General features: G+C 66.5%; 28 protein-coding genes. 17 read left to right on the top strand and 11 right to left on the bottom strand.

Annotation, left to right across the window (positions count from 1 at the left end; translation table 11 throughout):
• Positions 1 to 53: 53 nt before the first annotated feature.
• Together AC5Y5B_RS20280 and AC5Y5B_RS20285 are read left to right on the top strand one after the other, a co-directional pair.
• Complete coding sequence (locus tag AC5Y5B_RS20280; protein ID WP_165821758.1) at positions 54 to 848, top strand: SDR family oxidoreductase; 795 nt, start codon at positions 54 to 56, stop codon at positions 846 to 848.
• A 15-nt stretch (positions 849 to 863) separates the two neighbouring features.
• Positions 864 to 1,769, top strand: coding sequence for an SDR family oxidoreductase (locus AC5Y5B_RS20285; protein WP_112632169.1), 906 nt, complete (start codon positions 864 to 866; stop codon positions 1,767 to 1,769).
• On the opposite strand, the gene AC5Y5B_RS20290 is transcribed toward AC5Y5B_RS20285, so the two are convergent.
• The 4 genes from AC5Y5B_RS20290 to AC5Y5B_RS20305 are packed head-to-tail and all read right to left on the bottom strand — an operon-like array spanning position 1,766 to position 4,286.
• Complete coding sequence (locus AC5Y5B_RS20290) at positions 1,766 to 2,218, bottom strand: nitroreductase family deazaflavin-dependent oxidoreductase (protein ID WP_112632170.1); 453 nt, start codon at positions 2,216 to 2,218, stop codon at positions 1,766 to 1,768. The two genes, AC5Y5B_RS20285 and AC5Y5B_RS20290, sit on opposite strands and share 4 nt — an antisense overlap.
• Positions 2,219 to 2,258: 40 nt before the next feature.
• Positions 2,259 to 2,711 (bottom strand): nitroreductase family deazaflavin-dependent oxidoreductase, encoded by a 453-nt coding sequence (locus AC5Y5B_RS20295; RefSeq protein ID WP_112632171.1) that lies wholly within the window; start codon positions 2,709 to 2,711, stop codon positions 2,259 to 2,261.
• Between the two features lie 8 nt (positions 2,712 to 2,719).
• On the bottom strand, positions 2,720 to 3,109 hold the full coding sequence (locus AC5Y5B_RS20300) for a DUF8021 domain-containing protein (RefSeq protein WP_112632172.1): 390 nt from the start codon (positions 3,107 to 3,109) through the stop codon (positions 2,720 to 2,722).
• Between the two features lie 13 nt (positions 3,110 to 3,122).
• Positions 3,123 to 4,286 (bottom strand): steroid 3-ketoacyl-CoA thiolase, encoded by a 1,164-nt coding sequence (locus AC5Y5B_RS20305; RefSeq protein ID WP_500006202.1) that lies wholly within the window; start codon positions 4,284 to 4,286, stop codon positions 3,123 to 3,125.
• 132 nt (positions 4,287 to 4,418) lie between these two features.
• Between AC5Y5B_RS20305 and AC5Y5B_RS20310 the strand changes: the two genes are divergently transcribed.
• The 7 genes from AC5Y5B_RS20310 (at position 4,419) to AC5Y5B_RS20340 (ending at position 11,335) form a co-directional block, all read left to right on the top strand.
• Complete coding sequence (locus AC5Y5B_RS20310) at positions 4,419 to 5,669, top strand: cytochrome P450 (protein WP_112632174.1); 1,251 nt, start codon at positions 4,419 to 4,421, stop codon at positions 5,667 to 5,669.
• Positions 5,669 to 6,682, top strand: coding sequence for an acyl-CoA dehydrogenase family protein (locus AC5Y5B_RS20315; RefSeq protein ID WP_112632175.1), 1,014 nt, complete (start codon positions 5,669 to 5,671; stop codon positions 6,680 to 6,682). Before AC5Y5B_RS20310 ends, AC5Y5B_RS20315 begins: the two co-directional genes overlap by 1 nt.
• Complete coding sequence (gene fadE29, locus AC5Y5B_RS20320) at positions 6,673 to 7,836, top strand: acyl-CoA dehydrogenase FadE29 (protein ID WP_066877047.1); 1,164 nt, start codon at positions 6,673 to 6,675, stop codon at positions 7,834 to 7,836. Before AC5Y5B_RS20315 ends, fadE29 begins: the two co-directional genes overlap by 10 nt.
• On the top strand, positions 7,833 to 8,795 hold the full coding sequence (locus AC5Y5B_RS20325; protein WP_112632176.1) for a bifunctional MaoC family dehydratase N-terminal/OB-fold nucleic acid binding domain-containing protein: 963 nt from the start codon (positions 7,833 to 7,835) through the stop codon (positions 8,793 to 8,795). Before fadE29 ends, AC5Y5B_RS20325 begins: the two co-directional genes overlap by 4 nt.
• Positions 8,792 to 9,193 carry a MaoC family dehydratase gene (locus AC5Y5B_RS20330; RefSeq protein WP_500006203.1) on the top strand — a complete coding sequence of 134 codons (402 nt, stop codon included), beginning with the start codon at positions 8,792 to 8,794 and terminating at the stop codon, positions 9,191 to 9,193. The genes AC5Y5B_RS20325 and AC5Y5B_RS20330 overlap by 4 nt, the downstream gene beginning before the upstream one ends.
• A 12-nt stretch (positions 9,194 to 9,205) precedes the next feature.
• Positions 9,206 to 10,375, top strand: a complete 1,170-nt coding sequence (gene ltp2, locus AC5Y5B_RS20335) for a 17-hydroxy-3-oxo-4-pregnene-20-carboxyl-CoA lyase (RefSeq protein ID WP_500006222.1) — start codon at positions 9,206 to 9,208, stop codon at positions 10,373 to 10,375.
• Positions 10,376 to 10,495: 120 nt separating this feature from the next.
• A complete protein-coding gene (locus AC5Y5B_RS20340) occupies positions 10,496 to 11,335 on the top strand; it encodes a putative endonuclease domain-containing protein (RefSeq protein WP_500006204.1) in 840 nt (279 codons plus the stop codon).
• Between the two features lie 70 nt (positions 11,336 to 11,405).
• On the opposite strand, the gene chsH3 is transcribed toward AC5Y5B_RS20340, so the two are convergent.
• Together chsH3 and kstD are read right to left on the bottom strand one after the other, a co-directional pair.
• Positions 11,406 to 12,275: an enoyl-CoA hydratase ChsH3 gene (chsH3, locus tag AC5Y5B_RS20345; RefSeq protein WP_500006205.1), complete on the bottom strand. Its 870-nt coding sequence runs from the start codon at positions 12,273 to 12,275 to the stop codon at positions 11,406 to 11,408.
• A gap of 1 nt (position 12,276) precedes the next feature.
• The gene (gene kstD / locus AC5Y5B_RS20350; RefSeq protein WP_500006206.1) at positions 12,277 to 13,959 is read right to left on the bottom strand and encodes a 3-oxosteroid 1-dehydrogenase; all 1,683 of its coding nucleotides are present in this window, start codon (positions 13,957 to 13,959) and stop codon (positions 12,277 to 12,279) included.
• Between the two features lie 72 nt (positions 13,960 to 14,031).
• On the opposite strand from kstD, the gene AC5Y5B_RS20355 reads away from it, so the two are divergent.
• The 7 genes from AC5Y5B_RS20355 to AC5Y5B_RS20385 all read left to right on the top strand — a co-directional run bounded on the left by AC5Y5B_RS20355 (position 14,032) and on the right by AC5Y5B_RS20385 (position 20,418).
• A complete protein-coding gene (locus AC5Y5B_RS20355) occupies positions 14,032 to 14,817 on the top strand; it encodes a 2-keto-4-pentenoate hydratase (RefSeq protein ID WP_500006207.1) in 786 nt (261 codons plus the stop codon).
• A gap of 52 nt (positions 14,818 to 14,869) precedes the next feature.
• Positions 14,870 to 15,802, top strand: coding sequence for an acetaldehyde dehydrogenase (acetylating) (locus AC5Y5B_RS20360; protein WP_112632181.1), 933 nt, complete (start codon positions 14,870 to 14,872; stop codon positions 15,800 to 15,802).
• The gene (gene dmpG, locus AC5Y5B_RS20365; protein WP_112632182.1) at positions 15,799 to 16,860 is read left to right on the top strand and encodes a 4-hydroxy-2-oxovalerate aldolase; all 1,062 of its coding nucleotides are present in this window, start codon (positions 15,799 to 15,801) and stop codon (positions 16,858 to 16,860) included. Before AC5Y5B_RS20360 ends, dmpG begins: the two co-directional genes overlap by 4 nt.
• Positions 16,861 to 16,922: 62 nt before the next feature.
• A complete protein-coding gene (locus AC5Y5B_RS20370; RefSeq protein ID WP_112632183.1) occupies positions 16,923 to 17,228 on the top strand; it encodes a hypothetical protein in 306 nt (101 codons plus the stop codon).
• A gap of 88 nt (positions 17,229 to 17,316) precedes the next feature.
• A complete protein-coding gene (locus AC5Y5B_RS20375; protein WP_112632184.1) occupies positions 17,317 to 18,444 on the top strand; it encodes a hypothetical protein in 1,128 nt (375 codons plus the stop codon).
• Positions 18,441 to 19,223, top strand: coding sequence for an SDR family oxidoreductase (locus tag AC5Y5B_RS20380; protein WP_112632185.1), 783 nt, complete (start codon positions 18,441 to 18,443; stop codon positions 19,221 to 19,223). The genes AC5Y5B_RS20375 and AC5Y5B_RS20380 overlap by 4 nt, the downstream gene beginning before the upstream one ends.
• Positions 19,224 to 19,269: 46 nt before the next feature.
• Positions 19,270 to 20,418 carry a sulfotransferase family protein gene (locus AC5Y5B_RS20385; protein WP_500006208.1) on the top strand — a complete coding sequence of 383 codons (1,149 nt, stop codon included), beginning with the start codon at positions 19,270 to 19,272 and terminating at the stop codon, positions 20,416 to 20,418.
• A gap of 77 nt (positions 20,419 to 20,495) precedes the next feature.
• Here the strand turns inward: AC5Y5B_RS20385 and AC5Y5B_RS20390 are convergent, their stop codons facing one another.
• Both AC5Y5B_RS20390 and AC5Y5B_RS20395 read right to left on the bottom strand, forming a co-directional pair.
• Positions 20,496 to 20,945 (bottom strand): hypothetical protein, encoded by a 450-nt coding sequence (locus AC5Y5B_RS20390; protein WP_112632187.1) that lies wholly within the window; start codon positions 20,943 to 20,945, stop codon positions 20,496 to 20,498.
• A gap of 5 nt (positions 20,946 to 20,950) precedes the next feature.
• Positions 20,951 to 22,129, bottom strand: coding sequence for a 3-ketosteroid-9-alpha-monooxygenase, oxygenase component (locus tag AC5Y5B_RS20395; RefSeq protein ID WP_112632188.1), 1,179 nt, complete (start codon positions 22,127 to 22,129; stop codon positions 20,951 to 20,953).
• A gap of 115 nt (positions 22,130 to 22,244) precedes the next feature.
• Here AC5Y5B_RS20395 and AC5Y5B_RS20400 point away from each other — a divergent pair, with 115 nt between their 5' ends.
• Positions 22,245 to 22,769 (top strand): gamma carbonic anhydrase family protein, encoded by a 525-nt coding sequence (locus AC5Y5B_RS20400; protein WP_112632189.1) that lies wholly within the window; start codon positions 22,245 to 22,247, stop codon positions 22,767 to 22,769.
• Here the strand turns inward: AC5Y5B_RS20400 and AC5Y5B_RS20405 are convergent.
• Genes AC5Y5B_RS20405 through AC5Y5B_RS20415 form a run of 3 tightly spaced genes read right to left on the bottom strand, consistent with a single transcriptional unit; the run spans position 22,766 to position 25,433 of the window.
• Positions 22,766 to 23,173, bottom strand: coding sequence for a nuclear transport factor 2 family protein (locus AC5Y5B_RS20405; protein WP_112632190.1), 408 nt, complete (start codon positions 23,171 to 23,173; stop codon positions 22,766 to 22,768). The two genes, AC5Y5B_RS20400 and AC5Y5B_RS20405, sit on opposite strands and share 4 nt — an antisense overlap.
• Positions 23,170 to 24,369 carry a thiolase family protein gene (locus tag AC5Y5B_RS20410; protein ID WP_500006209.1) on the bottom strand — a complete coding sequence of 400 codons (1,200 nt, stop codon included), beginning with the start codon at positions 24,367 to 24,369 and terminating at the stop codon, positions 23,170 to 23,172. Before AC5Y5B_RS20410 ends, AC5Y5B_RS20405 begins: the two co-directional genes overlap by 4 nt.
• Complete coding sequence (locus tag AC5Y5B_RS20415; protein ID WP_500006210.1) at positions 24,369 to 25,433, bottom strand: thiolase family protein; 1,065 nt, start codon at positions 25,431 to 25,433, stop codon at positions 24,369 to 24,371. The genes AC5Y5B_RS20410 and AC5Y5B_RS20415 overlap by 1 nt, the downstream gene beginning before the upstream one ends.
• Between the last annotated feature and the right edge of the window lie 14 nt (positions 25,434 to 25,447).

Below are 25,447 nucleotides of genomic sequence, written 5' to 3' on the forward strand. Positions count from 1 at the left end.
ACTTCCTTGTGGGGTAACTACCTAAGCAAGCACTTGCTTGGTACGCTAGCACAGTGACTCGCGCCGAAGCATGCCCCCCGTTTGAAGCCATCAACTTGGGGCTGGCCGAGCGGGTGGTTCTCGTCACCGGTGGTGTGCGCGGGGTGGGGGCCGGCATCAGTTCCGTGTTCGCCGAGCAGGGCGCCACCGTCGTCACCTGCGCGCGGCGCGCGGTCGAGGGGCTGCCCTATGAGTTCCACTCGTGCGACGTCCGCGACGACGACGCCGTGAAGGGATTGATCGACACCATCGTGGACCGGCACGGTCGGCTCGACGTCGTCGTCAACAATGCCGGGGGATCGCCGTACGTGCTGACCGCGGAGTCCAGCGCCAAGTTCAACCGCAAGATCATCGAGCTGAATCTCATTGGTGCACTGTCGGTTTCGCAGCACGCCAACGCTCATATGCAGGGCCAGCCGCGCGGCGGGTCGATCGTCAACATCTGCAGCCTGTCCGGCCGCCGGCCGTCCCCGGGCACCGGCGCTTACGGCGCGGCCAAGGCGGGCCTGGAAAGCCTCACGCAAACGCTGGCGGTGGAGTGGGGGCCGAAGGTCCGGTTGAACTCCTGCGTGGTCGGCATGGTGGAGACCGAGCAATCCGAACTGTTCTACGGCGACGCCGAGTCCATCGCGGCGATCTCGAAGAATGTGCCGCTCGGCCGGTTGGCCAAGCCCGCCGACATCGGTTGGGCCGCGGCGTTTCTGGCGTCCGATGCGGCGTCCTACATCAGTGGTGCCTCGTTGGAGGTGCACGGCGGCGGCGAGCCGCCGCACTATCTGGCCACCACGAACGCCAGCGCGATCAAGTAGAGGAGAGAAGGAACTATGGGAGTGGTTGACGGCCGCGTCGTCATCGTCACCGGAGCGGGCGGCGGCATCGGTCGCGCACACGCGCTGGCCTTCGCCGAAGAAGGCGCGCGTGTGGTGGTCAACGACATCGGGGTGGGCCTGGACGGTTCGCCGGCGGGCGGCGGCAGCGCCGCCCAGAGCGTCGTGGACGAGATCACCGCGGCAGGTGGTGAAGCCGTCGCCGATGGATCCAACATCGCCGATTGGGACCAGGCTGCCGGCCTGATCAAGACCGCGGTCGAAACCTTCGGCGGCCTGGACGTTTTGGTGAACAACGCCGGCATCGTGCGCGACCGGATGCTGGCCAACACCAGCGAAGAGGAGTTCGACGCCGTCATCGCCGTGCACCTCAAGGGGCACTTCGCCACCATGCGGCACGCCGGGTCGTACTGGCGCGGGCTGTCCAAAGAGGGCAAAACCGTTGACGCCCGGATCATCAACACGAGTTCGGGTGCGGGCCTGCAGGGCAGCGTCGGACAGGCCAACTACAGCGCGGCCAAGGCCGGCATCGCGGCGTTGACGTTGGTGGGCGCCGCCGAGATGGGGCGCTACGGCGTCACCGTCAACGCCATCGCGCCCTCGGCGCGCACCCGGATGACCGAGACCGTGTTCGCCGAGATGATGGCGACGCAGGACCAGGATTTCGACGCCATGGCGCCGGAAAACATTTCACCGCTGGTGGTCTGGTTGGGCAGCGCCGAGGCCCGCGATGTCAGCGGCAAGGTGTTCGAGGTCGAGGGCGGCAAGATCCGCGTCGCCGAGGGTTGGGCCCACGGACCGGAGATCGACAAGGGCGCGCGGTGGGATCCCGCGGAGCTGGGGCGCGTCGTCGCCGACCTGCTCGCCAAGGCGCGCCGGCCCGTCCCCGTCTACGGCGCCTAGCGCGGTTCACACACGACGAGCGGGATCACCCGGTCGGCGGCCTCGCGGTACTTGCGGTAGGGCGGGTACATCCGCGTCAGGCGCGGCCAATACCGTTCCCGCTCAGCGTCGGTGGCGTCGCGGGCGACGAGGTCCATCCGCTGCGCGCGGATCTGCACCCGCACGTCGGGATTCTCTTTGAGGTTGAGATACCACAACGGGTCTTCGTCGCGCCCACCGAAGGTCGCGGGCAGGATCACCCGGTCACCGTCGCGCAGGTAGAGCGTCGCGGTCGTCCTCGGCTGGTCGGACTTGCGTCCGGTGGTCGTCAGCAGCGCCGCCGGAAACCGCAACAGCTTCGCGCCGATCTTGCCGTCGGTGTGCTGGTACACCCAGATATGGGCGCGCGCGAAATACTTGAGCAGCAGCGCAATCGAGCGCGAGTTACGAATCCAGCGGCGGTCGGTCATCTTGCCCCGGATGGTCCCCCGCCTTTATGCAGGGGAAACGTCAGGGATCGCAGATCACGATCGGGATGACGCGATCGGTCCACGCCCGGTAGTCGTCGAACGAGGGATACATGGCGTCCAGCTTCGGCCAGTACTCGGCGCGTTCCGCCTCGGTGGCATCGCGGGCCTGCAGCTGCAGCACCTCGTCCTTGATCTGCACGGAGACTGCCGGATTGGCCTTGAGGTTGAGATACCACTGCGGGTGTTTGTCGCTGCCGCCCTTCGAGGCGACCAGAATCACCCGGTTTCCCTCGCGCAGGTAGAGCAGCGGGCTCACCCGGGGTTCGCCGCTCTTGCGACCCGTGGTGGTGAGCAGCGCGACCGGAGCCTTCTGGAAGGTGTTGCCGAATTTTCCGTTGCTGCGCTGGTAGATCCACGCGTTGCTCTTGGCCATCCACTTGATGATGAAGCTGACCCAGGGCGAGTTCAGTGCGCGCGGCTTCGATTTCGGCATGACGGTCCTTAACGACTGTGAACGAAGGGTTTGAAGCGAACCTTGATGTGGTGGATTTCGGCTTTCCCACTTGGGCTTTCGACCGGGATCACGAAGGTCTCGTCGACGTGTGCGGCCAGGCGCCGGCCGCCGAACCCCGCCTTGGTCAGCACCTGGTAGGACGCGTGCACCCGGTCGCCGTCGATGCGGTAATCCGGTGGCGTCGTCTCCGCGAGCAACCGGTACTGCAGTCCGCGATTCAGGCTGCGCCGCAGGTGATTTCCGGAGAAGCCGTTCTTGACGCCTTGCTCGACACGGGTGCACCCGGGCGCGAACGGAACGGCGTCACCGTTGTGGTTGACCAGCGCGTCGATGTAGGACTGCGCCGCAGCGATGCGGCGTTCGTCGGGGATGCTCACAAAAGATCGGGCGCTAGATGCGCTCGATGATGGTGCCGGTCGACAGCGCACCACCCGCACACATGGTGATCAGCGCGGTGGTCTGGTCGGTGCGCTCCAGTTCGTGCAGCGCGGTGGTGATCAGCCGGCTTCCGGTGCTGCCGACCGGGTGGCCCAGCGCGATCGCGCCGCCGTTGACGTTGACCTTGTCCATGTCGGGGTTGTGCACCCGCGCCCAGGACAGCACCACCGACGCGAAAGCCTCGTTGATCTCGGTGATGTCGATGTCACCCATCTTCATGCCGGCCTTCTCCAGCACCTTGGCCGTCGACTGCACCGGGCCGTCCAGGTGGTAGTAGGGCTCGGCCCCGACCAGCGCCTGGCTGACGATGCGGGCCCGCGGCCGCAGGCCCAGCGCCTTGGCCTTGTCCTCGTCCATCCACAGCACCGCGGCCGCGCCGTCGGAGATCTGCGACGACGTTCCCGCCGTGTGGATTCCACCCTCGATCACCGGCTTCAGCGCACTGAGTCCCGACAACGTGGTGTCGCGCAGGCCCTGGTCGCGGCTGATGGTGACGCGCTCGGACGTCGGTTGCTTGTTCTCGTCGAGCGCGGGGGCCTCGATAGGGGAAATCTCGCGATCGAAGCGGCCTTCCTCCCAGGCCTGCTTGGCCTTGACCTGGGAGGCCAACCCGAACTCGTCGATGTCTTCCCGGGTGATGCCGCGCCGCTTGGCGATCCGCTCGGCGGCGGTGAACTGGTCGGGCAGATCGATGTCCCACGACGAGGGACGCAGGATGGTCCGGTCCGGACCCGCGTTCGCGCCGAGCCCGACGCGGCTCATGGCTTCGATTCCGCACGCGATGCCGATGTCGATGGCGCCAGCCGCGATCAGGCCGGCGATCAGGCCGTTGGCCTGCTGACCGCTGCCGCACTGACAGTCCACGGTCATGGCGCCGACGTGGTCGGGCAGCCCGGCGACCAGCCAGCTGACCCGGGTGATGTTGTTGGACTGCTCGCCGTACTGTGTGACGCAGCCGCCGACGATCTGTTCGACGTCGCCGGCGTCGATGCCGACCTTCTCCACGAGAGCCTTCTGCGTGGCGCCCAGCAACTCGGTGGCGTGTAAACCGGACAGCCACCCGTTCCGCTTGCCGATGGGGCTACGGGTGGCTTCAACGATGACAGGGTTACCCATTCCGTCAGGCTAGAACACGTTTCATTACTCTGACAAGCGAGGATGGTGACCTGCCTTTTATCTGCGCAGGAGCCGTGTTTTACTGGCACTAGAACACGTTGCAATTAGTGTTGTAAAAGGAGCACACTTCACATGGCACCCCCCAACATTCCCGCCGACTTCGACTTTCTCGACCCCGACGTCAACCTCGCCGGGCTGCCCGTCGAGGAACTGGCCCACCTCCGCAAGGCGGAGCCGATCCACTGGGTTGACATCCCGAATGGCGCGGGCGGCTTCGAGGACCACGGCTACTGGCTCGTCACCAAGCACGCCGACGTCAAGGAGGTGTCGAAGCGCAGCGACATCTTCTCGAGCTGGATGAACGGCGCCATCCCCACCTGGCCGCCGGAGATGAAGCGCGAGCAGGTCGAGCTGCAGCGCAGCGTGATGCTCAACATGGACGCGCCGCACCACACCCGGCTGCGCAAGATCATCTCCCGCGGGTTCACCCCGCGGGCGATCGGGCGGCTGGAAGCCGAGCTGGCCCAGCGCGCCCAGAACATCGCCGCGACCGCCGCCAAGGAGGGCACCGGCGACTTCGTCGAACAGGTCTCGTGCGAGCTGCCCCTGCAGGCCATCGCGGGTCTGCTCGGCGTCCCCCAGGAGGATCGCGACAAGCTCTTCCGCTGGTCCAACGAGATGACCGGTGGCACCGATCCGGAGTACGCCACCGTCGACCCCGCGCAGTCGTCGATGGAGCTGATCACCTACGCCATGGCCATGGCCGAGGAGCGGGGCAAGAACCCCACCGACGACATCGTCACCACGCTCATCCAGGCCGACATCGACGGCGAGAAGCTCTCCGACGACGAGTTCGGTTTCTTCGTGGTCATGCTGGCCGTGGCGGGCAACGAGACCACCCGAAACTCGATCACCCACGGCATGATCGCGATGGCGAACAACCCTGATCAGTGGGAGCTGTACAAGAAGGAGCGCCCGGCGACCGCGGCCGACGAGATCATCCGGTGGGCCACCCCGGTGTCGGCCTTCCAGCGCACCGCCAACGAGGACACCGAGCTGTCCGGCGTGCAGATCAAGAAGGGTCAGCGGGTGGTGATGTCCTACCGGTCCGCCAATTTCGACGAAGAGGTCTTCGAAGACCCGCACACCTTCAACATCCTGCGCGACCCGAACCCACACGTCGGGTTCGGCGGCACCGGCGCCCATTACTGCATCGGCGCGAACCTGGCCCGCATGACGATCAACCTGATCTTCAACGCGGTCGCCGATCACATGCCGGACCTCAAGCCGATCGGCGAGCCCGAGCGGTTGCGGTCGGGCTGGCTCAACGGCATCAAGCACTGGCAGGTCGACTACAGCGGCAAGCACGCGGTGACGTCCTGATGGACTTCGACCTCACCGCGACGCAACAGGCCGTCGCCGATGTCGTCACGTCGGTGTTCGAGCGCGAGCTGAGCTGGGACGCTTTGGTCAACGGTGGTGTGACGGCGCTCCCGGTGCCCGAGCGCCTCGGCGGCGACGGCGTGGGTCTGCCCGAGGTCGCCACCGTGCTGACCGAGATCGGTCGCCACGGCGCCGTCACGCCGGCCCTGGCCACACTGGGCTTCGGCGTGCTGCCGCTGCTCGACCTGGCCTCCGACGCACAGCAGGACCGGTTCCTGGCCGGAGTCGCCAAGGGCGGGGTGCTGACCGCCGCGCTCAACGAGCCGGGTACCGCGCTGCCGGATCGGCCGTCGACGACGTTCGCGGGCGGCCGGCTGTCGGGCACCAAAATCGGCGTCGGCTATGCCGGACAAGCGGATTGGATCCTGGTGACCGCCGACAGCGCGGTGGTCGTGGTGTCGCCGAAGGCCAACGGCGTCGAGGTGGTCCAAACCCCGACCTCCAACGACTCCGAGGAGTACACGGTCACGTTCGCCGACGTCGCGGTCGAAGACTCCGACGTGTTGGCCGGCGCGACGGCCTCGCGGGTCAACCAGTTGGTGCTGGCCGCCATCGGGGCCTACGCCGACGGGCTGGTGGCCGGGGCGCTGCGGCTGACCGCCGACTACGTGGCCAACCGCAAGCAGTTCGGCAAGCCACTCTCGACGTTCCAGACCGTCGCCGCGCAACTCGCCGAGGTCTACATCGCCTCGCGCACTATCGATTTGGCGGCGAAGTCGGTCGCCTGGCGGCTGTCCGAGGGCCGCGACGCCGACGATGACCTGGACGTCCTGGGCTACTGGATCACCTCGCAGGCCCCGCCGGTGATGCAGCTCTGCCATCACCTGCACGGCGGGATGGGGATGGACATCACCTATCCCATGCACCGGTACTACTCCACGATCAAGGACCTGTCCCGGCTGCTCGGCGGTCCTTCTCATCGTCTCGATCTGGTGGGAGCGCAATGTTCATAGACCTGACCCCCGAGCAGCGTCAGCTGCAAGCGGAACTGCGGGAATACTTTTCCAACCTGATCTCCTCCGACGAGATGAAGGCGATGGAGCAGGACCGGCACAACGAGGCCTACCGCGCGGTGATCCGGCGGATGGGCCGCGACGGCAAGCTCGGCGTCGGCTGGCCAAAGGAGTTCGGCGGCTTGGGCTTCGGCCCCATCGAGCAGTCGATCTTCGTCAACGAGGCACACCGCGCCGACGTGCCCCTGCCCGCGGTGACGCTGCAGACGGTCGGCCCGGTGCTGCAGCAGTTCGGCAGCGAGGAACAGAAGAAGAAGTTCCTGCCCGCGATCCTGGCCGGCGAGGTGCACTTCGCGATCGGCTACACCGAGCCCGAGGCCGGCACCGACCTGGCGTCCCTGCGCACCACCGCGGTGCGCCAGGGCGACGAGTACATCGTCAACGGGCAGAAGATCTTCACCACCGGTGCGCACGACGCGGACTACATCTGGCTGGCCTGCCGCACGGACCCGGAAGCCGTGAAGCACAAGGGGATTTCGATCCTGATCGTCGACACCAAGGATCCGGGTTACTCGTGGACGCCGATCATCCTGTCCGACGGTGCCCACCACACCAACGCCACCTACTACAACGACGTGCGGGTGCCCGCCGACATGCTGGTCGGCGAGGAGAACGGCGGCTGGCGGCTGATCACCACCCAGCTGAACAATGAACGGGTGATGCTGGGCCCGGCGGGCCGCACCGCCGGCATCTACGACCGGGTGCACGCCTGGGCGTCCAAGCCGGGCAGCGACGGCGTCACGCCGATCGATCACCAGGACGTCAAGCGGGCGCTCGGTGAGATCCACGCGATGTGGCGGATCAACGAGCTGCTGAACTGGCAGGTGGCCGCCGCGGGTGAGGACATCAACGTGGCCGACGCCGCGTCGACCAAAGTCTTTGGTACCGAGAAGATTCAGTACATCGGCCGGCTCGCCGAGGAGATCGTCGGCAAATACGGCAACCCCGCCGATTCGGACACCGCCGACCTGCTGAAGTGGCTGGACTCCCAGACCAAGCGCAACCTCGTCATCACCTTCGGCGGCGGCGTGAACGAAGTGATGCGCGAGATGATCGCCGCGGCCGGACTCAAGGTGCCGAGGGTGCCTCGATGACCGATATCAAGGAAGCGGTTGCGGAGATCACCGCCACCGTCGTCGCGACCCCGCGCGAGGCGCGGGATCCGGTGAACCAGCCGACGATCAACAATTGGGTCGAGGCGCTGGGGGACCGCAACCCGATCTACGTCGACGAGGCCGCCGCCAAGGCCGCCGGTCATCCCGGGATTGTCGCCCCACCGGCCATGATTCAGGTGTGGACGATGTTCGGACTGGGCGGCGAACGCCCGACCGACGACCCCATGGGCCCGATCATGCAGCTGTTCGACGAGGCCGGCTACATCGGCGTGGTCGCTACCAACTGCGAGCAGACCTACCACCGGTATCTGCGTCCCGGCGAGCAGGTCACCGTCGTGTCGGAGATGCGCGACGTCGTCGGCCCCAAGCAGACCGGGCTCGGCGAGGGCTGGTTCATCAACCAGCACATCACCTGGCGGGTCGGTGACGAGGATGTCGCCGAGATGGCCTGGCGGATACTGAAATTCAGGCCCCGCGAGGATTCCGGCGCGTCCGCGTCGGTCCCTCAGGACCTGGACGCCGACGCCATGATGCGTCCGGCGGTGTCCCGCGACACCGCCTTCTTCTGGGAGGGTGTGGCGGCGCACGAGCTGCGTATCCAGCGCCTCGCCGATGGCACCCTGCAGCACCCGCCGGTGCCGGCGGTGTGGCAGGACAAAGGCGAGCCGATCGACTTCGCGGTCGCCAGCGGCCGCGGCACGGTGTTCAGCTACGTGGTGCACCACGCACCGAAGGTGCCCGGTCGCACGCTGCCGTTCGTGATCGCGCTGGTCGAACTGGAAGAGGGCGTTCGCATGCTGGGCGAGCTGCGCAACGTCGACCACGCCGCGATCAAAATCGGAATGCCGGTCCGCGCAACGTATATCGACTTCCCGGCCGGTGAATCCGGCCCGGAGTGGAGCCTCTACGCGTGGGAGCCCGTGGGAGACGAAGCATGAGCGCACCCGTTGTTGAAGTGGGCACCAGGCTGCCCGAACTCAAGCTGCATGGCACGCCAACGTTCATCATCTCGACGGCCCTGGCCACCAGGGACTTTCAGGACGTGCACCACGATCGGGACCTGGCGCAGGCCAAGGGTTCCAAGGACATCTTCGTCAACATCCTCACCGACACCGGGCTGGTGCAGCGCTACGTCACCGACTGGGCGGGCCCGACGGCGCTGATCAAGTCGATCGGTCTGCGGCTCGGTGTGCCGTGGTACGCCTACGACACCGTCACCTTCTCCGGTGAGGTGACCGCCATCGACGACGGCCTGATCACGCTGAAGGTGTTCGGCCGCAACAGCCTTGGCGATCACGTCATCGCGAACGTGACGCTGACGATCGGGGACGCATAGATGTCAGCGGGCTTGTTGAGCGGCCGAGCCGCGATCGTCGGCATCGGCGCGACCGACTTCTCCAAGGACTCCGGCCGCAGTGAGCTGCGGTTGGCCGCCGAGGCGGTTCTGGATGCGTTGGACGACGCCGGGTTGAGCCCGTCCGACGTCGACGGGCTGACCACCTTCACGATGGACACCAACAACGAGACCGCCGTCGCGCGTGCGGTCGGCATCGGTGACCTGAAGTTCTTCTCGCAGATCGGATACGGCGGGGGCGCCGCGTGCGCGACCGTCCAGCAGGCGGCGATCGCCGTGGCCACCGGCGTGGCCGACGTCGTGGTCGCGTACCGGGCGTTCAACGAACGATCCGGCATGCGGTTCGGTCAGGTGCAGACCCGGTTGGTGGGAAACGCTGGCGTGCAGGCCGATTCGACAGCGGCGGACAATTCGTTCTCCTATCCGCACGGGCTGTCCACACCGGCCGCGCAGGTCGCGATGATTGCCCAGCGCTATATGCATCTGTCCGGCGCCAGCAGCCGGGATTTCGGTGTGATCTCGGTGGCCGACCGCAAGCATGCGGCCAAGAATCCGAAGGCGTATTTCTACGATAAGCCCATAACCATTGAGGACCACCAGAATTCGCGGTGGATCGCCGAGCCGCTGCGGCTGCTGGACTGCTGCCAGGAGACCGACGGTGCGGTCGCGATCGTGGTGACTTCGCCGGAGCGCGCGAAGGATCTCAAGCAGCGGCCGGCGATCATCGAGGCGGCGGCGCAGGGGTCTAGCCCCGACCAGTACACGATGGTCAGCTACTACCGGCCCGAGCTCGGTCTGCCCGAGATGGGGGTGGTGGGCCAGCAGCTGTGGGCCCAGTCGGGGTTGAAGCCGACCGACATCCAGACCGCCGTGCTTTATGACCACTTCACCCCGTTCACGCTGATTCAGTTGGAAGAGTTGGGATTCTGCGGTCGCGGCGAGGCGAAGGACTTCATCGCCGACGGCGCCATCGAGATCGGCGGGCGGCTGCCGATCAACACCCATGGTGGCCAACTCGGCGAGGCCTACATCCACGGCATGAACGGCATCGCCGAGGGCGTGCGTCAACTGCGGGGCACCTCGGTGAACCCGGTGCCCGACGTCGAGCACGTCCTCGTCACGGCCGGAACCGGCGTCCCCACGTCGGGCCTGATCCTGGGCTAAGCGGTTTCTCCCTCGACCGCCGAGCGTGAAGTTAGTTTCACGCTCGGGCCCGACCGTGAAACTAACTTCACGGTCGACGAGTGAAGTGACGCCGGCGATGACACGTGCCACGCTGCCGTCGTGGGTGAGCCGTTCCTGGGCAGTGAGGCCGTGGCCCGAGGTGTATTGACTAGGGGCCGGCTGAGCACAGAGTACGTGCGACTTTTCCGCGACGTTTACGTCAGCCGGGATGCAGACGTCACTGCCGCGCTACGAGCGAGGGGCGGCTGGTTATGGTCAGGGCGCAGGGGCGTTGTCGCCGGGTTCGCCACCGCAGCGTTACACGGGAGCAAATGGGTCGACGGCTTGACGGTGGTGGACCTCATCCACGACAACCGCCACTTCCAGGCTGGAATCAGGGCGCACGGCGGCCATATCGAGGACGACGAAATCATCTCCATACGAGAAACTCCGGTGACGACGGCAGCTAGGACAGCTCTCGATATCGGCTGCTGGTATTCGACCATGGCGGCGGTCGCCGGCATCGACGCGTTGGCCCGCGCGACGGGGATCAAGCCGGCCGACGTCGAGCTGCTCGCGGAACGATACTCGCGCCGCCGAGGTATCGTGCAGGCGCGCAAGGCGATAGCGCTATTCGACAGTGGCGCTCAATCTCCGAAAGAGTCGTGGCTGCGGATTGTGTTGATCGAGGCCGGCCTGCCGAGACCGCAAACACAGATTCCCGTGCTCGACGAATTGGGCAGCGCGATCGCTTATCTGGACATGGGCTGGGAGGACGTCAAAGTGGCTGTTGAGTACGACGGCGAGCAGCACCGCGTCGATCGGCGGCAGTACACCTGGGACGTCCGTCGATTGGAGACCATCGAGCGGCTCGACTGGATCGTCGTAAGGGTGCTCGCAGGCGACAGGCCGGCCGACATCATCCGCCGGGTGCGTGTGGCTCGCGCCCGCCGAGCGTGAAACTACCTTCACGCTCGCAGCCGAGCGTGAAACTAACTTCACACTCGGCGGGGAGACGAGCGAAAAGCCCCTAGGCCGGGACCAGTTCGACGCCCGACAGCACGACGGCGTTGTCGCGCGAGGGCGCGACGACGCTGGCCAGGAAGCGGCCGTTGTCCTTCCAGATGCCGACCTTGAGCGTTTCGCCGGGGAACGCCACCCCGGCGAAACGCGCGCCGTAGGCCGCCACCGCGCCGGCATCGCCGTCGAGCAGCGCATCGGTGATCGCCTTGCAGGTCATGCCGTAGGTGCACAGCCCGTGCAGGATGGGCTGGGAAAACCCTGCGGCGGCGGCGAATTCGGGATCCGAGTGCAGCGGGTTGCGGTCGCCGCACAGCCGGTACAGCAGCGCCTGCTGCGGCAGGATCGGCACATCGACCTCGAGATCGGGGGCGCGGTCCGGCGCCCCGTCCGACGACCCGCCCCCTGAAGGACCGCGCTCGCCGCCGAATCCGCCCTCACCGCGGGCGAAGATCGACCGTCGCTGCGTCCACAACACCGTGCCGTCGGGCGCGGTCACCGTCGTCTCGCTCCAGATCACCGCGGCCTTGCCCTTGTCCCATATGTCGGTGAACCGGGTGACGGCCTTGGCCGACCCCGACGGCGGCAGCGGGGCCGGCGCCTCGACCCGCTCGCTGGCGTGCAGCACCTTGCTTAGCTCGATGTCGATGCCGGGGAACTTGACCGTCGGCGGCTTCGTGACATGGAAGGTGGCGGCGACGTTGCCGAACGTCGGCAGCACCTGCGGGGTGTCGTCGATCAGGTAGCGCAGCTCGCGCGGGTCCATCGGATCGGCGCCCGCGCCCAACCCGAGGTGATAGAGCTGCACATCGCTGCTGGCCCAAGAGAATTCGATGGGATCGAGCTCGGCGTTCAACGCGACGTCTACGTCGATGGGCATATCAGCGCTCCTCCGCAATGTGCAGCGCCGCCAGGTAACCGAAGGTCATGGCCGGACCGATGGTGCCGCCCGGACCGGGGTACGTGTGGCCCATCACCGGGGCGCTGACGTTGCCGGCGGCGTAAAGGCCTTCGATGATACTGCCGTCGTCGCGCAGCGCCCGGCCGTGGATGTCGGTGCGGATGCCGCCCTTGGTGCCCAGGTCGCCAGGCACCATCTTGGCCGCGTAGTACGGCGCGTGGGTGATCTCGCCGAGGTTGGGGTTCGGCTTGTTGGTCGGGTCGCCGTAGTACCTGTCGTAGGCGCTCTCGCCGCGCTGGTAGTCCTCGTCGACGCCCGAGCGCGCGAACCCGTTGAAACGTTCCACGGTCGCGGTGAATTCGTTCACCGGAAGGCCGGCCTTGGCCGCCAGCTCCGCCAGCGTGTCGGCCTGGATGATGACGCCGGACTCCAGCCACTTGCGCGGAATGCGTTGTCCGGGCTGCAATCCCGCGAAGATGTACCGGTCCCGGTACTGCTGGTCGAACACCAGCCAGGCGGGAATGTTCTCACCCGGGCCGGGCCCCTGGCCGTATTCACCGCCGTACATGTGGTGGCAGGCCTCTACGTAGGGCATCGATTCGTTCATGAACCGCTTGCCCGACATGTTGACGATGATCGACCCCGGCGAATTGCGCTCGGACAACGCGAACCAGGGCGCCCCCACCAGCGGGACGGTGGGCCCCCACCAGGCGTCTTCCATCAGATCCAATGCGGCGCCCAGCTTTTCGCCGGCCAGGATTCCGTCACCGGTGTTCGCCACCGCGCCGACGGTCCACTCGGTGGTGATCGGTGCGCGCTGGTATTTCACCCGCATCTGTTCGTTGTGCTCGAACCCGCCCGAGGCCAGGATCACCCCGCGTCGGGCCCGGATCAGCCTGGGCTCACCGGATTCGGCGTCGCCGGACCCGCGCACGTAGACCCCGCGCACCACACCGTCTTCGACGTAGAGGTCGGTGAGCGCGGTGTTGAGCACCACCGGAACCCCGGCGCGCTGCAACCCGATTCGCAGCGGTCCGATCAACGCCCGGCCCATGCCGACGAGGTTCTTGCCGGTCGCCTTGGCCCACATGGTCCGCGCCCCGACCTTCACACTGCGCAGCACGCCGCGCGGGTGACGCTTGAGCTGGTTCAGCCGCACGTAATCTTGTTGCATCACCACGACGTTCAGCGGCACCTTGCCGTAGGCCGGCTCCAGCCCGGCTTCGTCGGCGCCGAGCTTGCGGGCGTTGAACGGCTTCGGCTCGATCGATCGACCCTCCGCGCGCCCGCCCGGCGACTCGGGGTAGTAGTCGGAGTACTTCGGCACCCAGCACATCTTCAGCGGTGCGTGCTTGAGCACAAACGACAGCATCTCGGGGCCGCGCTCGAGGTAGGTGTCGATCTTCTCGGGCTCGACGACGTTGCCCACGATCCCGTGCAGATAGGTGCGGGCGGCCTCGGCGGTATCGCGGACCCCGTCACGCTTGAGCACTTCGTTATTTGGGATCCAAACACCGCCGCCCGAGCGTGCGGTCGAACCGCCGAAGTGCGGGGCCTTCTCGATGACTATGGTGGAAAGGCCCCGGTGAGCGGCGGTAAGGGCGGCCACCATGCCGGCTCCGCCGCTCCCGACCACGACGACGTCGTACTCCTGCGCTGACATGTAGAACACGTTATAGAATTGCCCGGGGCGGCCGCTACTGGCCCGGTCGACCGTACGAGGAGACTTGGAAAAATGCTCAGTGTTGCCACGCGCGACGAGCTAGCTGCCGACTTGGCGCAGGCCGAGCGGAGCGGCGAGCCGATCGCCCCGTTGACCGCTGCCTATCCGGACATCGACGTCGTCGACGCGTACGAGATTCAGCTGATCAACATCCGCCAGAGGGTCGCGGAGGGGGCCCGGGTGCTCGGCCACAAGGTGGGGCTCTCGTCGAAAGCGATCCAGCAAATGATGGGCGTCGACGAGCCGGACTACGGACACCTGCTCGACGAGATGCAGCTGTTCGAGGACACCCCGGTCAAGGCGAACCGCTACCTGTACCCCCGGGTCGAGGTCGAGGTCGGCTTCATCCTGAACGCCGACCTGCCCGGAGCCGGCTGCACCGAGGACGACGTGCTGGCGGCCACCGAGTCGTTGGTCCCGTCGATCGAGCTGATCGATACCCGGATCACCGACTGGAAGATCGAACTGTGCGACACCATCGCCGACAACGCCTCGTCGGCGGGTTTCGTGCTCGGCGAGGCCCGCGTGTCGCCCCGCGACCTCGACGTCAAGGGGATCGACGCCGTATTGCGCTGCAACGGTGAGGTGGTCGCCGAAGGCCGTACCGACGCGGTGCTGGGCAACCCGGTCACCGCGGTGGCCTGGCTGGCCCGCAAGGTGGACGGCTTCGGTGTCCGCCTGCGCAAGGGTGACGTGGTGTTGCCCGGATCCTGCACGAAAGCGATCGACGCGCACCCGGGCGACAACTTCGTCGCCGACTTCGCGGGCCTCGGTTCGGTGCGTCTATCGTTCGAATAGGCTCGATTTAAATCGTCTAACTTAAATCTCAAAAGCTTCGAAAAGGGGCATCATGCCGACTAAGGCGACTGTGGCCATTGTCGGGTCGGGGAATATCAGCACTGACCTGCTCTACAAGCTGCTGCGATCGGACTGGCTGGAACCGCGCTGGATGGTCGGTATCGACCCGGAGAGCGAGGGCCTGGCCCGCGCCCGCAAGCTGGGTCTGGAGACCACCCACGAGGGTGTGGACTGGCTGTTGGCGCAGCCGGAGAAGCCCGACCTGGTATTCGAGGCCACCAGCGCCTACGTGCACCGCGACGCCGCCCCCAAGTACGAGGCGGCCGGCATACGGGCCATCGACCTGACGCCGGCGGCGGTGGGACCCGCGGTGATCCCGCCGGCCAACCTGCGCCAGCACCTGGACGCGCCGAACGTCAACATGATCACCTGCGGCGGGCAGGCCACCATCCCGATCGTCTACGCGGTGTCGCGCGCCGTCGCCGACCTCGGGGGCGTGCCGTATGCCGAGATCGTCGCCTCGGTCGCCTCGCTGTCGGCCGGCCCCGGGACCCGGGCCAACATCGACGAGTTCACCAAGACGACCAGCCGGGGGGTGGAGACCATCGGGGGCGCCACGCGCGGCAAGGCGATCATCATCTTGAACCCGGCCGACCCGCCGATGATCATGCGCGACACCATCTTCTGCGCCATCCCCGAGGACGCCGACCGCGACGCGATCGCCAAGTCCATCCACGACGTGGTCGCCGAGGTGCAAACCTATGTGCCGGGATACCGGCTGCTCAACGAGCCCCAGTTCGACGACCCGTCGATCAACTCCGGCGGCCAGGCGCTGGTCACCACGTTCGTCGAAGTCGAGGGTGCGGGCGACTACCTGCCGCCTTACGCTGGAAATCTGGACATCATGACGGCCGCCGCGACCAAGGTCGGCGAGGAGATCGCCAAGGAATCCCTGAGCGCGACGGCCGGAGGAGCGCAATCATGAGCACCCGGGAGATTTTCTTCAACCCGATCTGGGACGTGCGGATGACGGATACGTCGCTGCGGGACGGTTCCCACCACAAGCGTCACCAGTTCACCAAGGACGAAGTCGGCGCCATCGTGGCCGCGCTGGACACCGCCGGGGTGCCCGTCATCGAGGTCACCCACGGCGACGGACTGGGGGGCTCGAGCTTCAACTACGGGTTCTCCAAGACCCCCGAGCAAGAGCTGATCAAGCTCGCCGCCGAGACCGCCAAAGAAGCCAAGATCGCCTTCCTGATGCTGCCCGGCGTGGGCACCAAGGAAGACATCAAGGAGGCCCAGAACAACGGCGGCTCGATCTGCCGCATCGCCACGCACTGCACCGAGGCCGACGTGTCGATCCAGCACTTCGGCCTGGCCCGCGAACTCGGTCTGGAAACCGTCGGGTTCCTGATGATGAGCCACACCATTACGCCGGAGAAGCTGGCCGCCCAGGCGCGCATCATGGCCGACGCGGGCTGCCAGTGCGTCTATGTGGTCGATTCGGCCGGGGCGCTGGTCCTCGAGGGCGTGCGTGACCGGGTCGCGGCACTGGTCGCCGAGCTCGGCGACGATGCCCAGGTCGGCTTCCACGGCCACGAGAACCTCGGCCTCGGGGTGGCCAACAGCGTCGAGGCCGTCCGGGCGGGCGCCAAGCAGATCGACGGCTCGTGCCGCCGCTTCGGCGCCGGTGCCGGCAATGCCCCCGTCGAGGCGCTGATCGGGGTGTTCGACAAGATCGGCGTGAAGACCGGGATCGACTTCTTCGACATCGCCGACGCCGCCGAAGAGGTGGTCGCCCCGGCCATGCCCGCCGAGTGCCTGCTCGACCGCAACGCCCTGATCATGGGGTACTCCGGGGTGTACTCGAGCTTCCTCAAGCACGCCATCCGCCAGTCCGAGCGCTACGGTGTGCCCGCCCATCAGCTGCTGCACCGCGCGGGCCAGCGCAAGCTGATCGGCGGCCAGGAGGACCAGCTGATCGACATCGCGCTGGAGATCAAGCGCGAGCAGGAAAGCGGCGCCGCGGCCCCGCGTTGACCTGCCGGTTCGCCCGAACGCACGCACAGGCGGCGCAAAGCTACCGCGAGTAACCTGGCCGTATGAGCACATCCAACACAGTCGGCGCCCGTCGCCGCGGGCTGTACGGCCTGCTCGCCGGGGGATTGATGACCGCTGCCGCCGCAACGGTGATCGCCGTGCCCTTGGCCGGCACGGCCAACGCGCAATGCAACCAGGACGTGGGGCAATCCATCGATTCGTACCTGCAAAAGCACCCGGATCTTCACCAGCAGCTGCAGCAAAGGTCGCAGGCGGAGGGCGGGAACGGCAACGTCATCGATTACCTCAACCGGCATCCCGACGTCCGGCAGCACCTGATCGACCTGTCCCACTCGTGCCCTCCGTAGTGAGTCGGCGTCGTCTTTGAACGCTGTGGTCGACGCGCGGGAACGTTCGCCATTGACGAAAAAGTAGAACACGTTCTAGCGTCTAGGCGTGTTCTCTGATTCCCTCACCGCTGCGATCGCCGAGGCCGAGCAGCTGGTCGCCGACGCACCGTTCATCGAGACCGAAGCCGACCTGCTGGAAGGGTTGCAGTATCTGGCCGGCTGCATCTCGGCCTGCATCCATCTCGCCGTGGACTACGACCGCGACCATCCCTTCCTGCAGTCGGGTACCGGGCCGTTCACCAAGATGGGCCTGGACAACCCCGACACCCTCTATTTCGGTACCCGGGTGCACGCCAACCACGACTACGTGGTCACCGGCAGGCGCGGAACCACCACCGACCTGAGTTTCCAGCTACTCGGCGGCGAGTACACGGACGACTTCGTGCCCGTCAGCCAGGCCGCGTTCGACGATCGCGAGCTCGAGATCGCGCCCGACGGCAGCTTCGAGTGGCGGGTGCGACCCACCAGCCCCGGCCAATTGGTGATCCGCGAGGTGTACGGGGACTGGTCGGCTCAGCGCGGCACGCTGGCGATCTCGCGGCTCGACACGGCGGGCACCGCACCGCCGCCGTTGACCCGTGAGCTCATCGAAAAGCGTTACGCCACGGCGGGAAAGCAACTCGTCCAGCGAGTGAAGACCTGGCTGCAATTCCCGCAGTGGTTTTATCTCGACCTGCCGGTCAACACCATGGTGCCGCCGCGGCTGACTCCGGGCGGACTGGCCACGCAGTACTCGTCGGTCGGGCACTTCGACCTGCGACCGGATCAGGCGATGGTCATCACCATCCCGGTCACCGACGCGCCCTATCTCGGCTTCCAGCTGGGCAGCCTCTGGTACATCTCGCTGGACTACATCAACCACCAGACCTCCCTGAACAACACTCAGGCGCAGGCGGATCCGGACGGCAAGGTGCGCATGGTCGTCGCCGATCAGAACCCGGGAGTGACGAACTGGGTCGAGACGCTCGGCCATCGGCGGGGCTTCCTGCAGTTCCGCTGGCAGCGGGTGTCGCGTGAGCTCACCGATGCCGACGGTCCGAGCGTCGAGGTGGTCGACATCGACAAGGTTTCGGCCGCGTTGCCGTACTACGACCACAACAAGATCTCAGAGGACGACTGGCGTGCCCGTATTGCGCTGCGCCACCAACAGATTCAGGCGAGGATGCTGGGATGACGAAGTTGCTCGACGGCAAGGTAGTGGTGATCAGCGGCGTCGGCCCGGGTCTGGGCACGACGCTGGCGCACCGATGCACGCGGGAAGGTGCCGACCTGGTGCTGGCGGCCCGCACACCGGAACGCCTGGACGACGTCGCCAAGCAGATCGCCGACCTCGGCGGCCGGGCGACGACGGTGCGCACGGACATCACCGAGGATGACCAGGTGAGCAACCTGGTCGAAGCCACCTTGGAGGCCTACGGCAAGGTCGACGTGCTGATCAACAACGCGTTCCGGGTGCCGTCGCTGAAACCGTTCTCCAGCACCAGCTTTCAGCATATCCGCGACGCGATCGAACTCAGCGCGCTCGGCGCGCTGCGGCTCATCCAGGGGTTCACGCCGGCGCTGGCCGAGTCGAAGGGCTCGATCGTCAACGTCAACTCCATGGTGTTGCGGCACTCGCAGGCGAAGTACGGCGCCTACAAGATGGCCAAGTCGGCGCTGCTGTCCATGTCGCATTCGCTGGCCACCGAGCTGGGCGAGCAGGGGATCCGGGTCAATTCCGTTGCACCTGGCTATATCTGGGGTGAAACCCTGCAGGGCTACTTCAACCACCAGGCCGGCAAGTACGGCACCACGGCCGAGCAGATCTACGAGGCCACCGCGGCCGGCTCCGATCTGAAGCGGCTACCAACCGAGGACGAGGTTGCCTCGGCGATCCTGTTCATGGCCAGCGACCTGTCCAGCGGTATCACCGGGCAGACTTTGGATGTCAATTGCGGGGAGTATCACACCTGATGCCGCCATCGACGATGCAGAGCGAAGCGATGAGGAGGAGATGGCGATGACGGTTGCACGCACCGATGTCGGCACCGTTGACGATTTGAAGGCGTCGGCCAGCAAGATGATCGGGCTAGACGATTTCGGTACCAACGACGACAACTACCTCGAAGCGCTGGAGGTGCTGCTGGACTCCTACCGCCGCGATGCCGACCTGACGCCGTTGGGCAGCAAGATGAATCGGTTCTTCCTGCGCGGCGCGCTGGTGGCCAGGCTGCTCTCCGAAGCTACCTGGAAGCAATACCCGCAGCACGCGGACGTCGTCATCGAGCGGCCGATCTTCGTGACCGGGCTGGTGCGCACCGGCACCACAGCTTTGCACCGGCTGCTTGGCGCCGACCCCGCGCACCAGGGGCTGCATCTGTGGTTGGCCGAATTCCCGCAGCCGCGCCCGCCGCGTGAAACTTGGGAATCCAACCCGTTTTACAGCCAACTGAACGAACAGTTCAACAAGCACCACGCCGAAAACCCGGACTACACGGGTCTGCATTTCATGGCGGCGTACGAGCTGGAGGAGTGCTGGCAGCTGCTGCGGCAGTCGCTGCATTCGGCCTCCTACGAGACGCTGGCGCACCTGCCCACCTACTCGCGGTGGCTCTCGGAACAGGACTGGACGCCGTCGTATCAGCGGCACCGCCGGAACCTGCAACTGATCGGGCTCAACGACGCCGACAAGCGGTGGGTGCTCAAGAATCCCAGCCACCTGTTCGCGCTGGACGCGTTGATGGCGACCTATCCCGACGCGTTGGTGATCCAGACCCACCGCCCGGTCGAAACGATCATGGCCTCGATGTGCTCGCTGGCGCAGCACACCGCCGAGGGATGGTCGACGTCGTTCACCGGGGCCCAAATCGGTGCCGACGCAATGGAAACCTGGTCGAGGGGGCTGGAGAGGTTCAACACCGCGCGCGCGAAATACAGCCCGTCGCAGTTCTACGACGTGGAGTACAAGGAATTGATCGCCGACCCGTTGGGCACCGTGGCCGACATCTACCGGCACTTCGGCCTGACGCTGACCGACGAGGCTAGGGCCGCGATGGAAAAGACCCACGCGGACAGCCAGTCCGGTCCGCGGGCGCCCAAGCACACTTACTCGCTGGCCGACTACGGCCTCACCACCGAGACGGTCAAGGAGCGATTCGCGGGCCTGTGAGTCTCAGGCGCCACAATGGTTTCCGTGCCGGCGGGCACATCCGTTGCCCGCTTCTGAGCGACAACGTCACGAATCGCTCAGTCTTCGTCCGGATCGTCGTCGAGGTAGCCCTCGGCGACCGCATGCTCGATGCTGTCGGCGAGTTTGGGGCACGACCGGGTGCGCGCGGTGTCGCCACCGGACTCACGCACCTGGGTGAAGTGCGCGCAGCGCTGCCACGCTTCGGTGTTCCATTGCACCGCCGTGTGTCCCGGCCCGAGCCTGCGGACGGTGACCCGCACGTGGCAGAACCGGCAGTCCACCGGCATCAGACCCGAGTTGAGGTATCGCTCACGGTCGGCGCGGCTCGCTTCGGCGACGGCCGCGGCGCGCTGCGGGTCGTTGGCGAAATCCCTTGACTTCGACCAGGATCGGGACCCGCCGTCGCCGGCGGGCTTCTCGTCGTGGTCGTGGTGATCGCCATGCAGCAACAGCATCGATCGCGCAAGCTGATCGACGTCAGGTACCGCCGGCTGATCGTCGCCCATGATTCCTAGTGTTGCTTGGCCGGCACGTCGTCGGTGACGGCCTCGTCCGCCTCCGAGTCCTTGGCCTTGAGGTTCTCTTCGACCTCGGCATTCCAGTACTCGTTGGCGCGGGTGGTGTCCACCTCGATCTCGAAGCGCTCCACCATTTCCGGCTCGATGTCGGCGACGTCGACGTAGAACTGCTGATACCAACGGCGCAACTGGTATACGGCGCCGTCCTCCTCGACCAGCAGCGGATTGTCGATGCGGGTCTTGTGCTTCCAGATCTCGACGTCCTGCAGGAAGCCCTTGCTGACGCCCTCGGTGAACACCTTCGAGAGCTTCTCGGTCATCTTTTCGTCCATGCCCTTGGGCTTTTCGACGATGACGCCCCACTGCAGCACGAACGAGTTCTGGGTCACCGGGTAGTGGCAGTTGATCAAAATCGATTCGGCCTTGTAGCCGCCGTAGCTGTTGTGCAGCCAGTTGATCATGAACGACGGCCCGAAGTAGGAGGCCTCGGAGTCAAGGTGCGCCTCCCCGTAAGTGGTGCCGAGATCGTTGACGTCGGGCCGGCCCACGTTGTGCAGGTACTGCGAGGCGATGTGGCCCTCGAAGACGTTCTTGAAGTACGTCGGCAACCCGAAATGAATGTAGAAGAAGTGCGCCATGTCGGTGACGTTGTCGATGATGTCGCGGCAGTTGGACCCCTCGATGAGGATGCTGTTCCACCGCCAGTCGGTCCATTCATCGCTGGCCGCTTCGGGGATGTCGGGAATGCGCACCGCGGGGTCCGGCGGATTGTTTTCGTGGTCATGCCAGACGAACAGCAGGCCACCGCGCACGTCGGTGGTCCACGACCGGGTGCGCGCCGTCTTGGGGGTGCGCTTGGCGTAGGGCACGAGCTTGCAGCGGCCGTCGCCACCCCAGCGCCAGTCGTGGAACGGACAGGCCACCTCGTCGCCCTTGATGGTGCCCTCGGACAGGTCGCCGCCCATGTGGCGGCAGTAGCCGTCGAGGACCTTCAGGTCGCCCTGCGAGTCCGCAAAGACCACCAGCTTGGTCCCGAACGCCTCGATCGAATGCGGCTTGCCGTCCTGGAAGTCCTTCGCAACGCCCAGGCAGTGCCAGCCACGGGCAAATCTGGTCGGCAAGGCGCCGGGATCGATCTCCCGGATGCCGACCGCCTTGGTGTCGGTACTCACCTGTCACCTCCAACTCGCTGGGCCTCTAACTAGAACACGTTACAGTTTTGCAGCGGGGGCGCGCAACGACGGCGCGCCTGGCCACGGCATATGCACGCTGCGGTATATCTAAACGATGCCGCTGTTTGCGTTCGAGGGCCGCGAGCCACGGGTCGATCCGACCGCTTTCGTTGCCCCGACGGCCACCCTGATCGGCGACGTCGTGGTGGAGGCGGGGGCCTCGGTCTGGTTCAACGCCGTGCTGCGCGGCGACTACGGGCCCATCGTGGTGCGCGAGGGCGCCAACGTCCAGGACGGCTCGGTTCTGCACGCGCCGCCCGGAATCCCGGTCGACATCGGTCCGGGTGCGACGGTCGCGCATCTGTGCGTCATTCACGGCGTGCACGTCGGTCAGGAGGCGCTGATCGCGAACCACGCCACCGTGCTCGACGGTGCGGTGATCGGCGCGCGCAGTCTGATCGCTGCGCATTCGCTGGTGACGGCCGGCACCCAGATCCCGGCCGGGATGCTGGCGGTCGGCGCGCCGGCGCAGATCAAGGGCCCGGTCGCCGGGACCGGTGCCGAGATGTGGGTAAAGCTGAACCCGCAGGCCTACCGCGACCTCGCCCAGCGGCATCTGGCCGGGCTGGAACCGCTCTAGATCTTGCGGGTGTTGGCCGCCGCGCGCTCCATCTCCCAGTAGGCGCGCAGGGCCACCATCTGGCCCTCGGCGTTGACCCGGTAGGTGAAGACGCCCTCGGCGGTCGTCTGGTACTCGCCCGTCGTGATGAGGATGTGCCCGACGTTGGCTTCCTCGTTGCCACACTGGTAGGTGTCGCGGAAGAAGAACTCGATCTTGGTGGTGGGGGCGATCGCCTTGTCCCAGAACGCCGAGATGGCGTCACGGCCGCGGTGGCCGAGGCCCTCGGGGTCGAACACCGACGGTCCGATCGGGTCCTCGACGATGGCGTCGTCGGCGAACACCGCCAGCCAGGCATCCTTGTCCCTGGCCGCCACCGCCTCGCGGGAGCGGCGGCCGGCCTCGTGCGCCGGATGGGCGGTCACGCATCCACCTTCTGGGCCGCCGGCTTGTCGGCGCCCACCACCCACATCGAGTAGTACTGCGAGCCACCGCCGTAGGCGTGTCCCAAGGCCTTTCGTGCGTTGGGCACCTGGTGGTCGCCACCTTTGCCCATCACCTGGATCGCCGCTTCGGCGAAGCGAATCAGGCCCGAGGCGCCGATGGGGTTCGACGACAGCACGCCGCCCGACGGGTTGACCGGCAACCGGCCCCCAATCTTGGTCTCGCCGGCTTCGGTTAGTTTCCAGCCTTCACCCTCGGCGGCAAAACCGAGGTTTTCCAACCACATCGGCTCGAACCAGGAGAACGGCACGTAGATTTCCGCGGCGTCGATCTCGTCGATGGGGCTTTCGATGCCGGCGGCCTTCCACAGCGCCGCGGCCGCGTCGCGGCCGGCCTGCGGGCTCACCTGGTCGCGTCCCGCGAACTGCAGCGGCTCGGTGCGCAACGCCGTGGCGTGGATCCACGCCACCGGATGTCCTTGCGCCAGACGGGCTTCGGCGGCCTCCTCGTTGCCGATCACCACGGCGGCCGCGCCATCGGACGAGGGGCACGTCTCGTCGTAGCGGATCGGGTCCCACAGCATGGGCGACGACATCACCTTCTCCAGCGTGATGTCGGGCTGGTGCAGGTGCGCCAGCGGATTCTTGGCGCCGTTGAGCCGATCCTTGACCGCGACCATGGCGCCGATGTTCGTCGGGGCGCCGGATTGGCGAATGTACGAGCGCACGTGCGGGGCGAAGTAACCACCCGCGCCCGCGCCGACCGGCTTGATGAACGGAATCGGAATCGACAACGCCCACATGGCGTTTGACTCCGACTGCTTCTCCCAGGCCATCGCGAGCACGCGGCGGTACTTGCCGGACTGCACCAGGCTGGCGGCCACGACACCGGTGGACCCGCCGACCGAGCCCGCGGTGTGCACCCGGATCAGCGGCTTGCCGGTGGCGCCCATGGCGTCGGCCATGAACAGTTCGGGCATCATCACGCCCTCGAAAAAGTCCGGCGCCTTGCCGACCACGACGGCGTCGATGTCATCGAAGGTGCTGCCGGAGTCGGCCAGCGCTCGATCGATCGCCTCGCGCACCATGCCGCTCATCGAAACGTCTTGGCGTTTGGCGACGTACTTCGTCTGTCCGGTACCTAATACCGCAGCGACGTTCGGCCCTGCACCGGCCATCAGTTCTTTCCTTCCATGACCGCGACTAGGTTCTGTTGGAGCGCGGGCCCGCTGGTGGCGTGCGCCAGCACCCGCTCAGCCGAGCCGTTCCAGATGTGTTGTGCTGCAAAGCCGATGCGTTCGAGGCCGGCGACGAACATGGGGTTGGCCGCCAACGCGCCACCGGACGGGTTCACCTTGGTCGGTCCGGGGACGCGGATCGCTTCCTCGAGGATCAGGTGCTGGTGGGTGAAGGGCGCGCAGATCTCGACCACGTCGAGGTTGTCGGTTCGGCCGCCGGTGGCCACGTGGGCCGCGGCCTTCGTCGACGGTGATTCGGTGAGATCGCGCGCGCCGAGTGACGGGGTTTCGATGCGGTGCTCGATTCCGGTGATCCAGGCGGGGTTTTCCCGCAGCTCACGTGCCCGGTCGCCGGCCGCGAGCACGATCGCCGCGGCGCCGTCGGTGATCGGCGCGATGTCGTGGCGGCGCAGCGGGTCGGCGAAGAACGGCCGCTCGAGCAGTTCGGCCACGCTGATCGACCCCTCGACCTTGTCCACGCGGCGCGCATTGGCAAAGGAGTCGAAGGCCACCCGCGCCATCTGCTCCTGGGTCCACTTGCCGGTGTCGAGCCCGATGCGCGCCTGCAGCCCGGCCAGTGAGATCGAATCGGTCCACAGCGGCGCGACCGTGTAGGGATCGGTCTGCCGCGACAGGATCTGGCGCAGGATGCCGGCCGAGGACTTGCCGAAGCCGTACACCAGCGCGGTGTCCACCTCGCCGGTGAGGATTTTGATGTAGGCCTCGTAAAGCGCCCAGGCGGCGTCCATTTCGACGTGCGACTCGTTGATCGGCGGAACGGCACCGATCGAGTCGATCGCCGAGATGAACGAAAATGCGCGTCCGGCAAGGTAATCGGATGATCCGGAACACCAGAAGCCGATGTCGGTCCTTTCGATGCCCAGCTCCTCGTACAACTGGGCGAAGCATGGGATCAACATCTCGACACCGTTGGTGGTGCCGTCGGTGCGGCGGACGTGTGGGGCGTGGGCAAAGCCCACGACCGCAACGCTGCGAGCGCTCATGTGTTCCTAAGCCC

Source organism: Mycobacterium sp. NGS33 (assembly GCF_059812885.1).